Below are 13,926 nucleotides of genomic sequence, written 5' to 3'. Positions count from 1 at the left end.
TCAGGACTTGGCCTACAGCTTGTAGATGAGGAACGCCGAGAACAGCGGGTCGAACTGGGCGCCGCCCACCTTGGTTCCGTACAGGTAGTAGCGCCGCTGGTAGGTCTCCGGGATGATCGGCGCCTCCTTGGCCATGATCTCCTTGTCGAGCGCCGCCCAGGCCGCCTCCTGCTTGACGGTGTCCGCGATGCCGGCGTCCTTCTTGATCGCCGTATTGACCCAGCCGACGTTCAGTTGCGAGACGTTGGGGGCGTTGTCGGCGATGGTCGCGCCGTCGAAGAGGGGCTGGATCAGGGTGTAGGCGGCGGGCCAGTCCGGCGACCAGCCGTACCACATGACGTCGAACGTGTTGTCGATCTGCCCGACCTGGTCGTAGTAGCTGGTGGACTCCACCGGTTTCACGACCGGGTCGAAGCCCGCCTCCTTCAGCGCGTTGACGATGACCACCTTGGTCTTGTCGTACGCGTCGTTGCCGCCCTGCGGATAGGTGTAGACGATCTTCTGGCCGAGCTTCCCGGCCGCCTTCAGCAGCGACCTGGCCTTGGCCGTGTCCCCGCGCGGGTTCTTGAGCTTGCCGTACACGTCGAACTTCACCCTCCCCGCGATGTCCGGGCTGAGGACGGTCGTCGCGTAGTCACCGGCGGACGGGCCGCCGTAGATGGAGCGGATCTGCTCCAGGGGCCAGGCGTGGTTGAGGGCCTGGCGCACCTTGACGTCCTTGATGCGGCGGCAGTTGATCGCGTAGTAGTACAGGCCCGTCAGCAGGCCGTTGACCGTGCGCTTCTGGAGGTCGGGGGTGCCGATGACCTTCTGGATGCGTTCCGCCGGGACACCGCTGTAGGCCATGACGGCGTACTGGTCGGTCCCGGAGTCGGCGATCAGTCGGTCGGTGGCCTGGAGCGCCTCCGGGCCGAACTCGAAGACCACGGAGTCCGGGTAGGCCGTGCGGATGGGGTCCGTCGTCGGATCCCAGTGCGTGTTGCGCACCAGGGTCATGGACTTGTCGACGGAGTGCTGCTTGATCCGGTACGGGCCGCAGGAGACCGGGTCCTTGTCGTACTTCTCCTTGCTGTCGTGCGCGACCGGCACGGCTCCGTAGGAGTGCATCGCCAGCGCCCAGTTGAGGTCGGGGCGGGCCGTCTTCAGCTGGAAGGTGATGGTCTTCTTCGCGGTGTCCGTGACGACCGAGTCGAGGTGCTTGCCGCCGTACGGGCCCTTGTACAGGGAGCGGAAGTCGGTGGAGCCGGTGAGCCAGGTCTGGACGTAGGTGGCGCCCTCGGTGGTGAAGCTCGCGAAGCCGCGCTCGATGCCGTGCCGTACGTCGTCGACGGTCAGTTCGCTGCCGTCCTCCCACTTCAGGCCGTCCTTGAGGGTGAACGTCCAGGTCCGGCCGCCGTCCGTCATGGTGCCGGTGTCGGTGGCGAGGTCGCCGACGAGCTTCATGGAGCCGTTCGGGGCGATCCGGTACCCGGTGAGGCAGCGGACGTAGAGGTTCGCGACCGTGGAGTTCCAGGCGAAGTAGATGCGCTGCGGGTCGAGGTGGGAGAAGTCGTCGGGGCCGAGCGCGTGGAGGGTCCCGCCCTTGCGGGCCCCGGTGACCTCCGGTGCCGGGCCGGTGGAGTCCTTCGCCGTGCCGACGGTCACCTTGGAGTACGAGGCGGAGGCGGCCGAGCCGCCCTGGGCGCCGCCGCCCCCGCTGCTGCACGCGCTGAGGACCAGGGAGCCGCCGGCCGCCGCGACCGAGCCGGCGATGACGAAGTTTCTGCGGGAGATCGACATGGGTGTCCTGCCTGAATCAGGGGTGAGGAGGGTGAAGCCCGGAGGGAGAGAGGGGGCTCAGCGTCTGGCCTTCGGGTCGAGCGCGTCGCGGACCGAGTCGCCGAGCAGGTTGAACGCGATCACGAAGATCACCATCGACAGGCCGGGGAAGAGCATGTACGTGATGTCGTTCTGGTAGACCTGCGCGCCGCGCTGGATCATCACGCCCCAGTCGGGCGTGGGGTCGCTCAGCCCGACGCCGAGGAAGGCGAGGGCCGCCTCCGTGGTGACGTACATGGGCAGCGCCAGGGTCGCCTGCACGAGGATCGGCGTCCACAGGTTGGGCAGCAGCTCCCGGAAGACGATCCGGGCCGCGGAGGCGCCGGTGACCTTGGCCGCCTCCACGAACTCCCGCTCGCGCAGGGCGAGCACCTCGCCGCGCAGCAGCCGGGCGATCGGTGCCCAGCCGAACGCGGTCATCACCGCGATCAGGCTCACGACCGTCAGCCAGGTGGGGGTGTTCTGGTCGGGCCGGACCAGGATCGAGATCAGCACCGGCCACATGGCGATGAAGAACAGCGTGGAGGGGAACGCCAGCAGGATGTCGACGAGCCGGCCGACCAGGTTGTCGACCCGGCCGCCGTGGTAGCCGGCCGTGATGCCCACCGTGATGCCGAGGGCGGTGACCAGGAGGGTGGTCGCGGTGGCGATCAGCAGGGAGTTGCGGATGCCGTAGAGGAGGAGGGTGAGGACGTCCCGGCCGAGCTGCGGTTCGACGCCGAACCAGAAGTCGCCGCTGATCCCGCCGTTGGGCGCGATCGGGAAGCCGAACTGGTTGAGCAGGCCCGGCTGGTTCTGCCCGTACGTCGTGTACGGGTCCTTGCCGTACACCTTCGCGATCAGCGGGGCGCCGATGCCCGCGACGAAGAACAGCAGCACGATGTACGCCGACACGACCCCGGCGCGGTCCCGGCGAAACCGCCGCCAGGCGATCCGGCCGGGCGAGCTGGTGCCGCCGCCGCGGGGCGGAGCGGTGGACGCCGGGGGTGCGGCACCGGTGTCGGGGGCCGCCTCGTACGGCGTGGCGGCGGAGGGTATCGGCGAGGTCATGGCGCTCCCGGCCCGCAGGTGTCAGGGACGAGCGTGAGGTGGGGGGCGCCCGGGTGACGGGCGTCCCTGACGTGACCCTTCAACTCGCCCCGCGCCGCGTCAATGCGCCTTCCACGGCTTTGAGCTGGACTTTTGCCCCTTGACCAGCGGCTGGCCCACCGGTTGACGCCCCTTGGCCCCGCCATGACCGGCCCGAGGGCCACCCCGAACTCCGCTCTTACCGCCCCGAACCCCGCTCTTACCGGCCGAAGCCGGACCCACGCCGACGAACGCGCCCCGCCGAATGTGCCCCGCCGAATGTGTCACGCCGTCACGACCGCGCTCCCGGTGCCCTTCTCGGTGCCCCTGCCCGGTGCCCCTCTTACGGACCCCGCAGACGTGCGGTATGCGTGCTCTCCGCCGATATTGGCCGGTAACGGGATCACTGAGGAGGAGGCACTCCATGCGCGGAGCCACGCATGCCAGATGGGCCGCGGGCGCGGTCGCGGTGGCGCTCACCGCGACCGGCTGCGGCGGTGGGGACGGCGGCGGCAGCGGCGGCGGTGACAGCGGCGCGGTGCTCAGCTCCTCCTGGGGTGACCCGCAGAACCCGCTGGAGCCGGCCAACACCAACGAGGTGCAGGGCGGCAAGGTCCTCTCGATGATCTTCCGAGGGCTGAAGCAGTACGACCCGAAGACCGGCGAGGCCGAGGACATGCTCGCCGAGAAGATCGAGACGACGGACTCGCAGAACTTCACGATCACCGTCAAGGACGGCTGGACCTTCAGCAACGGCGAGAAGGTCACCGCCAAGTCCTTCGTGGACGCGTGGAACTACGGGGCCAGCCTGAAGAACAACCAGAAGAACGCGTACTTCTTCGAGTACATCCAGGGCTACGACAAGACCCACCCGGACGACGGCAGCAAGCAGACCGCCGACACCCTCTCGGGCCTGAAGGTCGTCGACGACCGGACGTTCACCGTGGCGCTGACGCAGAAGTTCTCGACGTTCCCCGACACCCTCGGCTACAACGCGTACGCCCCGCTGCCCCAGTCGTTCTTCACCGACCACGACGCCTGGCTGAGCAAGCCCGTCGGCAACGGCCCGTACGCCGTCGACTCGTACACCAAGGGCTCCCAGCTGTCGGTACGGAAATGGGACGGCTACCCCGGCGGGGACAAGGCCCAGAACGGCGGCGTGGACCTGAAGGTCTACACGGACAACAACACCGCCTACACCGACCTGATGGCCGGCAACCTCGACCTCGTCGACGACGTCCCCGCCGCCCAGCTGAAGAACGTCAAGGCCGACCTCGGCAACCGGTACATCAACACCCCTGCCGGCATCATCCAGACGCTGTCCTTCCCGTTCTACGACCAGGCCTGGAACAAGCCCGGATCGGAGAAGGTCCGCGAGGGCCTGTCCCGCGCGATCGACCGCGAGCAGATCACCGACACCATCTTCCAGAAGACCCGCACCCCCGCCACCGACTGGACCTCACCCGTGCTCGGCGAGGAGGGCGGCTACAAGGAGGGCCTGTGCGGTGACGCCTGCGAGTACGACGCGGACGCGGCCAAGAAGCTGATCAAGGAGGGTGGCGGCCTCCCCGGCGGCCAGGTCAAGATCACGTACAACGCGGACACCGGCTCCCACAAGCAGTGGGTCGACGCCGTCTGCAACTCCATCAACAACGCCCTCGACAACGACCAGGCGTGCGTCGGCAACCCGGTCGGCACCTTCGCCGACTACCGCAACCAGATCACCCAGCGGAAGATGAGCGGCCCGTTCCGCGCCGGCTGGCAGATGGACTACCCGCTCATCCAGAATTTCCTCCAGCCGCTGTACTACACCAACGCCTCCTCCAACGACGGCAAGTGGTCCAACGCCGACTTCGACAAGCTCGTCGACGAGGCCAACGCCGAGGAGGACACCGCGAAGGCCGTGGAGAAGTTCCAGCAGGCCGAGGAGGTCGTCCGGGACAACATGGCCGCCATCCCGCTCTGGTACCAGAACGGCAGCGCGGGCTACTCCGAACGGCTCTCCAATGTGTCGCTGAACCCGTTCAGCGTGCCGGTGTACGACCAGATCAAGGTCAGCTGAGCCGTCCGGGCGGGCGCCCCGGCGCCCACCCACTACCTCCGGAGCCCGCATGGGACGGTATGTGATCCGGCGCCTGCTGCAGATGATCCCGGTCTTCGTGGGCGCCACCCTCCTGATCTTCCTGATGGTGAACGTCATGGGCGACCCCATCGCGGGCCTGTGCGGCGACCGGGAGTGCGACCCGGCGACCGCCGCCCAGCTCCGCAGGGAGTTCGGCCTCGACAAGCCCGTGTGGCAGCAATACCTGACCTACATGGGCAACGTCTTCACCGGCGACTTCGGCACCGCCTTCAACGGGCAGGAGGTCACCGAGCTGATGGCCTCCGCCTTCCCGGTCACCATCCGGCTGACGATCGTCGCGATCCTCTTCGAGATCGTCATCGGCATCACGCTCGGCGTCGTCACCGGGCTCCGCCGCGGCCGGCCCGTCGACACCGGCGTCCTGTTGACCACCCTGGTCGTCATCTCGGTCCCCACCTTCGTCACCGGTCTGCTGCTCCAGCTGCTGCTCGGCGTGGAGTGGGGCTGGATCAGCCCGTCGGTCTCCTCCGACGCCCCCTTCGACGAGCTGATCGTCCCCGGACTCGTCCTCGCCTCCGTCTCCCTCGCGTACGTCACCCGGCTGACCCGTACCTCGATCGCGGAGAACGCCCGCGGCGACTACGTCCGCACCGCCGTCGCCAAGGGCCTGCCCCGGCACCGGGTCATCCGCAAGCACCTGCTGCGGAACTCCCTGATCCCGGTGGTCACCTTCATCGGCACCGACATCGGGGCCCTGATGGGCGGGGCCATCGTCACCGAGCGGATCTTCAACATCCACGGCGTCGGCTACCAGCTCTACCAGGGCATCCTCCGCCAGAACACCCAGACCGTCGTCGGCTTCGTGACCGTCCTCGTCCTCGTGTTCCTCCTCGCCAACCTGCTCGTCGACCTCCTCTACGCCGTACTCGACCCGAGGATCCGCTATGCCTGAGCCGCTGCCCGAGGAGCCGCACGTGTCGGGCGGCCAGCGCGCCCCCGAGGGCGGGGCGATCGCCGCGACGGGGCAGGACGGCACCATGGATCTGGCCACCACCGAGGGCGAGACCCTGGAGAAGGGCCTCGGCAACGCCGACGCCGGCGGCCCGGCGGACAAGGCCCGCAGCCTCTGGTCCGACGCCTGGCGCGACCTGCGCCGCAACCCCGTCTTCATCATCTCGGCGCTCGTGATCCTCTTCCTCGTCGTCATCTCCCTGTGGCCGTCGCTGATCGCCTCCGGCAACCCCCTCAAGTGCGACCTCTCCAAGGCCCAGGAGGGCTCGCAGCCGGGCCATCCCTTCGGCTTCGACGGCCAGGGCTGCGACGTGTACACGCGGACCGTGTACGGGGCACGGATCTCGATCTCCGTCGGCGTCTGCGCCACGCTCGGCGTCGCGATCCTCGGGTCGGTGCTCGGCGGGCTCGCCGGCTTCTTCGGCGGGATCTCCGACTCGTTCCTGTCCCGGATCACCGACGTCTTCTTCGCCATCCCGGTGGTGCTCGGCGGTCTGGTGCTGCTGTCGGTGGTCACCAGCAACAGCGTCTGGCCGGTGATCGGGTTCATGGTGCTGCTGGGCTGGCCGCAGATCTCCCGCATCGCCCGCGGCTCCGTCATCACCGCCAAGCAGAACGACTACGTCCAGGCCGCCCGCGCGCTCGGCGCCTCCAACTCCCGCATGCTGCTGCGGCACATCACCCCGAACGCCGTGGCCCCGGTCATCGTCGTCGCCACCATCGCGCTGGGCACCTACATCGCCCTGGAGGCCACCCTGTCCTACCTCGGGGTCGGTCTGAAGCCGCCCAGCGTCTCCTGGGGCATCGACATCTCCGCCGCCTCGCCGTACATCCGCAACGCCCCGCACGCCCTGCTGTGGCCCTCCGGCGCCCTCGCGATCACCGTCCTGGCGTTCATCATGCTCGGCGACGCGGTCCGCGACGCCCTCGACCCGAAGCTGAGGTGAGCCGTCGTCATGCTGCTCGAAGTGCGTGATCTCCGGGTGGAGTTCAGGACGCGGGACGGGATCGCCAAGGCGGTCAACGGGGTCGAGTACGCGGTCGACGCCGGACAGACGCTCGCGGTGCTCGGGGAGTCCGGGTCGGGGAAGTCGGTCACCGCGCAGGCGATCATGGGGATCCTCGACATGCCGCCGGGGCGGATCACCGGCGGCGAGATCCTCTTCAAGGGCCGGGACCTGCTGAAGCTCAAGGAGGACGAACGCCGGAAGGTACGCGGCGCCGAGATGGCGATGATCTTCCAGGACGCGCTCTCGGCCCTGAACCCCGTCCTCACCGTGGGCGACCAGCTCGGCGAGATGTTCGTCGTGCACCGGGGCATGTCGAAGAAGGACGCCCGCGCCAAGGCCGTCGAGCTGATGGACCGGGTCCGCATCCCGGCCGCGAAGGAACGCGTACGGGACTACCCCCACCAGTTCTCCGGCGGTATGCGCCAGCGCATCATGATCGCGATGGCGCTGGCCCTGGAGCCCTCCCTGATCATCGCCGACGAACCGACGACGGCCCTCGACGTCACCGTCCAGGCCCAGGTCATGGACCTCCTCGCGGAGCTGCGCCGCGAACTGGACATGGGCCTCATCCTCATCACCCACGACCTCGGCGTCGTCGCGGACGTCGCCGACCGCATCGCCGTCATGTACGCCGGCCGCATCGTGGAGTCCGCCCCCGTCCACGACATCTACAAGGCCCCCGCCCACCCGTACACCCGCGGCCTGCTCGACTCCATCCCGCGCCTGGACCAGAAGGGCCAGGAGCTCTACGCCATCAAGGGCCTCCCGCCCAACCTCACGAAGATCCCACCCGGCTGCGCCTTCCACCCGCGCTGCCCCATGGCCCGCGACGTGTGCCGCACCGACGTGCCCCCGCTGTACGAGGTGACCCCCTCGGACGGCACCCGGGTGAGCGCCTGCCACTTCTGGAGGGAGTGCCTTGATGACCGAGTCGACCGCCACGTCAACGGTTGAGCCGATCCTGGAGGTCAGTGGACTGGTCAAGCACTTCCCGTTGACCCAGGGTGTGCTGTTCAAGAAGCAGGTCGGCGCGGTGAAGGCCGTGGACGGGGTGGACTTCACGCTAGGCGCGGGGGAGACCCTCGGCATCGTCGGCGAGTCCGGCTGCGGCAAGTCGACCGTGGCCAGGATGCTGGTCAACCTGGAGCGGCCCACCGCCGGGACGATCAAGTACAAGGGCGAGGACATCACCAAGCTCTCGGGCAGGGCCCTGAAGGCGGTGCGCCGCAACATCCAGATGGTCTTCCAGGACCCGTACACCTCCCTCAACCCCCGGATGACGGTCGGCGACATCATCGGCGAGCCGTACGACATCCACCCCGAGGTCGCCCCCAAGGGCGACCGGCGGCGCAGGGTGCAGGAACTCCTCGATGTGGTCGGCCTCAACCCCGAGTACGTCAACCGCTATCCGCACCAGTTCTCCGGCGGCCAGCGCCAGCGCATCGGCATCGCCCGCGGGCTGGCGCTCCGCCCCGAGATCATCGTGGCCGACGAACCGGTCTCCGCGCTCGACGTGTCCGTCCAGGCCCAGGTGATCAACCTGCTGGAGCGGCTCCAGGGGGAGTTCGGGCTGAGTTACGTCTTCATCGCGCACGACCTGTCGATCGTGCGGCACATCTCCGACCGGGTGGGCGTGATGTACCTCGGCCGGATCGTCGAGATCGGCCGCGACGCCGAGATCTACGACCACCCCACCCACCCCTACACCCAGGCGCTGCTGTCCGCCGTGCCCGTCCCCGACCCCGAGGCCCGGGAGCACCGCGAACGGATCATCCTCTTCGGCGATGTGCCCTCCCCGACGAACATCCCCTCCGGGTGCCGCTTCCGCACCCGCTGCTGGAAGGCCCGCGAGAAGTGCGAGCGGGAGGTGCCGTCGCTCGCGGTCCCGGCGGAGTTCCGGCACGGGTTCGGTCCGGCCGCCCATGACTCCGCCTGCCACTTCGCGGAGGAGAAGCAGGTCGTCCCGCCGGAAGAACCGCTGGAAGAACCGCCGGACGATCATGCCGGGGGAGCCGTATAGCGGTACAAACGCACACCAATCGCGTTAACAAGCAGGCAACTTGACTGACGTCGTTCCGATATACGGACGCGCGAAGCTGAACAGCGTACGGCCGTGCGGGTGCCGTAAACGGGCCGGGGCGCGCCATGTCGCCCCGGCCCGTTGCTGTGCCCGCTCCCCGGTTCCTACTCCAGACCCAGCGACCGCTTCAGGAAGTCCACCTGGAGCAACAGCAGGTTCTCCGCCACCTGTTCCTGCGGGGTCATGTGCGTGACCCCGGAAAGCGGCAGCACCTCGTGCGGGCGGCCGGCCGCGAGGAGCGCGGAGGACAGCCGCAGGGCGTGGGCGAAGACCACGTTGTCGTCGGCCGTGCCGTGCACGATCATCAGCGGCCGGTGCGGCGGCTCGGGCGAGGAGAGCCCGCCGTCCGTCACCAGCGAACTCCCCGTGTACGCCTCCGGGTTCGCGGCCGGGTCGCCGAGATACCGCTCCGTGTAGTGGGTGTCGTACAGCCGCCAGTCGGTGACCGGGGCGCCCGCGATCCCGGCGTGGAAGACGTCCGGTCGGCGCAGTACGGCCAGGGCGGCCAGCCAGCCGCCGAACGACCAGCCGCGGATCGCCACCCGTGACAGATCGAGGGGATGCGACCGCGCGAGGTCCTGCAGCGCGTCCACCTGGTCGTCCAGGGAGAGCGTGAAGTCGCCGTCGATCGCCTTCTCCCACGCGGGGGAGCGGCCGGGCGTGCCCCGCCCGTCGGCGACCACCACCGCGAAACCCTGGTCGGCGAACCACTGCGAGGTGAGGTGCGCGTTGTGTGCCGCCAGCACCCGGGGGCCGTGCGGACCGCCGTAGGGGTCCATGAGGACCGGCAGGGGTGTGACGCCGTCGTAGTCCGTCGGCATAAGCAGGGCGCACGGTACGCGGCGTGCGCCCCCCTGTGTGAACTGTACGCGCGGGGACATACCGGGGTCTTCCGCGCAAGTCGCCACGGTGGCCACCTGCTTGCCCTCCCGCAGCACCCGCACCTGGGACCCCGCCCGGTCGGGCACGGCGGACACCAGGACCGTCACACCGCCGGAACGCACCGCGGAGTGCACGCCGGGCTCCTCGGAGACCCGCTCCACTCCCAGCTCGTTCACGCGGTAGACGTGCACCTGGCCGATCTCCGGCTCGGCCGCCCTCTCGCCCGCCGACGCCGAGACCAGTACATCGTCGTCGGACACGTCCAGCACCGCCCGGACGTGCAACTGCGGTCCCGTCAGAGGGCGTTCGCCCACCGCCAGCACCCGCGCGCCGCCCTCGTCCGCGACACGCACGAGCTGCCCCGACGGACTCCACGAAGGCACTCCGGGGAAAAGATCAAGCCAATGTGGATCTTCGTCGGCGTGCACCATCCGGGTCGCCCCGGTGTCCGGGTCCACCGCCAGGAACAGCTGGCTGCGCTGGTCCCGCGCCTGCACAAGGAGCAGCGGCGCCCCCGCCCCTGACCAGTGCACATGCGCCAGATACGGATAGCGGGCCCGGTCCCACACGACCTCCGTGCGCGTCCCCGCCAGGTCGATCACGAAGAGCCGCACCTCCGCGTTGGCGGTGCCGGCCGCCGGATACGCCACCCGCCGCGGGTCCCTTTCCGGCTGCGCGGGGTCCGAGATCCACCAGCGACGCACCGGCGTGTCGTCCACACGCGCCACAAGCAGCCGGTCCGACTCCGGCGACCACCAGAAACCACGTGAACGGCCCATCTCCTCGGCCGCGATGAACTCCGCCAGACCGTGGGTGACGTTCTCCGTGCCCTCCTCGGTGAGCGCCCGGTCGTCGCCGCCCTCCGCCTCCACCACCCGCAGCGTGCCGCGGGCGACGTACGCGACGTACCGGCCGTCGGGGGAGGGGCGCGGGTCGATCACCGGTCCCGGGACGTCGAGTCCCCGTGCCGTACCGGCCCGCAACTCCGCCACGAAAAGCCGCCCTGACAAGGCGAAAGAGGCCAACTCCACGGCCGCGTCGGTGGCATAGCCGACGATGCCGGCGCCGCCCTCACGGCTGCGCTCGCGGCGCGCCCGTTCCTCGGTGGACAATTCCTCGGACGAGCCGCGCAGCAGCGCCCCCGGGTCGGCCGCCATCCGCTCGGCACCCTCCGGGAGGTCCAGTACCCACAGCTTGTTGGCCCGGTCGGTACCGGACGAGGAACGCAGGAACACGACACGGGAACCATCGGGAGCGACGGAGAACGCGCGCGGCGCGCCGAGGCTGAACCGCTGTGTCCGGGCGTGCCGACGGGGGAAGGACTCGGGCTCGGTCGTCATGTGCCGACCATATTGGCCATGCGCCCCCTTGTGCGGCCGTGCGCCGATCGATGCGCGCGTTTGGATAGTTATGATCACTACCGCTGAGTGGGTATGAACCTGCTGGCCGCTGTACGGATTCACAACTGCGTCACCCGCGTCATCGTCCGACGACGTTCTCACCGTCGCCGTTCGACAACTGCTTCACTCCCCAGGTCCCAGGGAACTTTTTGGAGGTGAGCCGCCGTGGCACTCTCGATTTCGGCGGTGGTGCTGCTGGCGATCATCGTCTTCATCCTGATCAAGAAGTCAGGGCTGAAGGCACCACACGCGATCATCTGCATCCTGCTCGGGTTCTACCTCGCCTCCTCGACCATCGCGCCGACGATCAGCGAGCTGACCACCAACATCGCGGGCATGATCGGCAGCATCAAGTTCTGAGACCTCAGGCCGCCCCCGGGCCCGCCCTCGCACCCGTCCTGGTGAATGCCCGCGCCCCGCGCGGGCACGGATCGGGCGCCTCGTAGGGTGGGCCCATGACCGATCTGCCCGCCCGCCGACTGCTCCTGGTGCACGCGCACCCGGACGACGAGTCGATCAACAACGGCGCGACCATGGCCAAGTACGCGGCCGAGGGAGCACGGGTGACGCTGGTGACCTGCACCCTCGGTGAGGAGGGCGAGGTCATCCCGCCCCACCTCGCGCATCTCGCGCCCGACCGCGACGACGCCCTGGGCCCCTACCGGGTGGGCGAGCTGGCCGAGGCCATGAAGGAACTCGGCGTCACCGACCACCGCTTCCTCGGTGGCCCCGGCCGCTACCGCGACTCCGGGATGATGGGCGTCGAGCAGAACGAGCGGCCCGGCGCCTTCTGGTCCGCCGACGTCGACGAGGCCGCCGCCCACCTCGTGGCGGTCGTCCGCGAGGTGCGCCCCCAGGTCCTCGTGACCTACGACCCGAACGGCGGCTACGGCCACCCCGACCACATCCAGGCCCACCGCGTCGCCATGCGCGCCGTCGACCTCGCCGCCGACCCCGGCTTCCGCCCCGACCTGGGCGCCCCCTGGGAGATCGACAAGGTCTACTGGAACCGGGTGCCGCGCGGTGTGATCGTCGAGGGCTTCGCCCGGCTCCGCCGCGACCTCGCCGAACCCGGCCGGCTGCCCTTCGAGCGGGCCGCCGACGTCACCGAGGTGCCGGGCGTGGTGGACGACCACCTCGTCACCACCGAGATCGACGGCACCGGCTTCGCGGCAGCGAAGGCCGCCGCGATGCGCGCCCACGCCACCCAGATCGAGGTCGCCGAACCCTACTTCGTCCTCTCCAACGAGCTGGCCCAGCCCCTCCTCACCACCGAGTACTACGAGTTGGTGCGCGGCAGACGCGAAGGCGGCAGCCGGGAGAACGACTTGTTCGAGGGGATTCCCGGCAGGTCTTTCGAGGAAGTCCAGAACGGAACGGGCCTGTGATGCGTACGACTGTGTATGACGAACGAGTGGCACGTCCGTGCGACGGCCGAGAGGCGGTCGCGCGATGAAGCCGACCCAGCCGCCCGCGGGCGGACAAGGCAGCATGCTCGCCCAGCCGTTGACCCTGCCCTCGCTCCCTCGGATCGCCGCCTACCTGGGCCTCCTGCTGCTGGGAGCCGTGCTCGGGGTGGCGGGCGGGCTCGCCCAAGCGGCCTGGTTCCCGCTCGGATTGCTGCTGGCGCTGATCGCCGCGGCCGGGCTCTTCCTGGGCGGCGCCCGGGCGACGGGCGGCCGGGCGGGGGCCGTTGCGCCGGCCGCCGGCTGGATGATCTCCGTGGTGCTGCTGACCTCGACCCGGCCGGAGGGCGACTTCCTCTTCGCCGCGGGAGTCGGCTCGTATCTCTTCCTGCTCGGAGGCATGGCTGTGGCTGTGATGTGCGCCACCCTTGGGTGGGGGCGGCAACCGGCCGGGTCCGACGCCCGACTTGGGAAGTGACGTACCACTTCGCCGCAGTCGGGGGGTGCGGGTCCGGTGTGGGTTTCCCACGCGGTCGTGGGATACGCGCCGGAAGTGGCCAGTATGGTGGTGCGCGCCGCCGAGCTGCCCGCTGAGTTGAGGTCGTGACGGGCGGCGGAGCAAACCGGGAGAACCTGCCTTGAGTCGTGAAACTGACACTTCGTCCTCCGGGGCCAATGGGCGCGGCAGCACCGCGTACCCGTCGGGGACACCGCCGTACGGCACACCCATGGCCACCGAGGCCGGTGCCGAAGCGGCCCGGTCGGCCGCAGGCGAGCGGCCGGACGGCCCCAAGACCGAAACCACGCTGACGACCCGGGTCCGGATCAACATCCCCGGGTCCCGGCCCATCCCGCCGGTCGTCGTGCGCAAGCCGGTCGGTGACGGCGAGGTCCCGGCGGACGACGCCGGCTCCGAGTCGGAGACCACCGGCACCACGGCCATGCCCGTGCTGACGAACACCCCGGCACCCGTGCCGGAGCCGTCCCCGGCGGCCGACGACAAGCCGGCGAGCGACTGGTTCGCGCCACGCAAGAGCGCCCCCGCGGGCAAGGGCCCGAGCGGCGGCCACAGCAATGGCGCCGGGTTCTCCGCCGGTGCGGCGGCCGCGGCCGGCGGCCCGGCCCCCCGTCCCGGCGGCGGCAACGGCGCAGGCAGGCCGCCCGGCGC

At 69.8% G+C, this 13,926-nt stretch carries 11 protein-coding genes and 1 pseudogene; 9 read left to right on the top strand and 3 right to left on the bottom strand.

From position 1 onward, the window contains the following. Nucleotides 1-12 precede the first annotated feature (12 nt). Both M8J73_RS28415 and M8J73_RS28410 read right to left on the bottom strand, forming a co-directional pair. On the bottom strand, nt 13-1,779 hold the full coding sequence (locus tag M8J73_RS28415; protein WP_055539297.1) for an ABC transporter substrate-binding protein: 1,767 nt from the start codon (nt 1,777-1,779) through the stop codon (nt 13-15). Nucleotides 1,780-1,836: 57 nt separating this feature from the next. After that, nucleotides 1,837-2,868, bottom strand: a complete 1,032-nt coding sequence (locus tag M8J73_RS28410; protein WP_055539298.1) for an ABC transporter permease — start codon at nt 2,866-2,868, stop codon at nt 1,837-1,839. Between the two features lie 442 nt (nt 2,869-3,310). On the opposite strand from M8J73_RS28410, the gene M8J73_RS28405 reads away from it, so the two are divergent. Genes M8J73_RS28405 through M8J73_RS28385 form a run of 5 tightly spaced genes read left to right on the top strand, consistent with a single transcriptional unit; the run spans nt 3,311 to nt 9,010 of the window. After that, nucleotides 3,311-4,948, top strand: a complete 1,638-nt coding sequence (locus tag M8J73_RS28405) for a peptide ABC transporter substrate-binding protein (protein ID WP_055539299.1) — start codon at nt 3,311-3,313, stop codon at nt 4,946-4,948. Between the two features lie 49 nt (nt 4,949-4,997). Then, complete coding sequence (locus tag M8J73_RS28400) at nt 4,998-5,921, top strand: ABC transporter permease (RefSeq protein WP_055539300.1); 924 nt, start codon at nt 4,998-5,000, stop codon at nt 5,919-5,921. Continuing rightward, nucleotides 5,914-6,927, top strand: a complete 1,014-nt coding sequence (locus M8J73_RS28395; RefSeq protein ID WP_055539301.1) for an ABC transporter permease — start codon at nt 5,914-5,916, stop codon at nt 6,925-6,927. Before M8J73_RS28400 ends, M8J73_RS28395 begins: the two co-directional genes overlap by 8 nt. Before the next feature lie 9 nt (nt 6,928-6,936). After that, nucleotides 6,937-7,944, top strand: coding sequence for an ABC transporter ATP-binding protein (locus M8J73_RS28390; protein WP_249829246.1), 1,008 nt, complete (start codon nt 6,937-6,939; stop codon nt 7,942-7,944). Beyond that, nucleotides 7,913-9,010: an ABC transporter ATP-binding protein gene (locus M8J73_RS28385; protein ID WP_249829245.1), complete on the top strand. Its 1,098-nt coding sequence runs from the start codon at nt 7,913-7,915 to the stop codon at nt 9,008-9,010. Before M8J73_RS28390 ends, M8J73_RS28385 begins: the two co-directional genes overlap by 32 nt. A 164-nt stretch (nt 9,011-9,174) precedes the next feature. Here the strand turns inward: M8J73_RS28385 and M8J73_RS28380 are convergent, their stop codons facing one another. Then, nucleotides 9,175-11,292, bottom strand: coding sequence for a S9 family peptidase (locus M8J73_RS28380; protein WP_055539356.1), 2,118 nt, complete (start codon nt 11,290-11,292; stop codon nt 9,175-9,177). A gap of 225 nt (nt 11,293-11,517) precedes the next feature. Here M8J73_RS28380 and M8J73_RS28375 point away from each other — a divergent pair, with 225 nt between their 5' ends. The 4 genes and pseudogenes from M8J73_RS28375 to M8J73_RS28360 form a co-directional block, all read left to right on the top strand. After that, on the top strand, nt 11,518-11,712 hold the full coding sequence (locus tag M8J73_RS28375; protein ID WP_005480627.1) for a hypothetical protein: 195 nt from the start codon (nt 11,518-11,520) through the stop codon (nt 11,710-11,712). A gap of 95 nt (nt 11,713-11,807) precedes the next feature. Further along, a complete protein-coding gene (gene mshB / locus M8J73_RS28370) occupies nt 11,808-12,740 on the top strand; it encodes an N-acetyl-1-D-myo-inositol-2-amino-2-deoxy-alpha-D-glucopyranoside deacetylase (protein ID WP_055539355.1) in 933 nt (310 codons plus the stop codon). Nucleotides 12,741-12,804: 64 nt separating this feature from the next. Beyond that, nucleotides 12,805-13,236 carry a DUF6113 family protein gene (locus tag M8J73_RS28365; protein WP_055539354.1) on the top strand — a complete coding sequence of 144 codons (432 nt, stop codon included), beginning with the start codon at nt 12,805-12,807 and terminating at the stop codon, nt 13,234-13,236. Nucleotides 13,237-13,396: 160 nt separating this feature from the next. After that, nucleotides 13,397-13,926, top strand: a pseudogene (locus tag M8J73_RS28360) (hypothetical protein); the annotation flags it as partial.

This window comes from Streptomyces neyagawaensis, from assembly GCF_023516595.1.
In the GTDB taxonomy this organism is placed as follows: Bacteria; Actinomycetota; Actinomycetes; order Streptomycetales; family Streptomycetaceae; genus Streptomyces; species Streptomyces neyagawaensis.
Note: the sequence above shows the minus strand (reverse complement) of the source record. Positions and strands in the feature narration are given on the sequence as shown.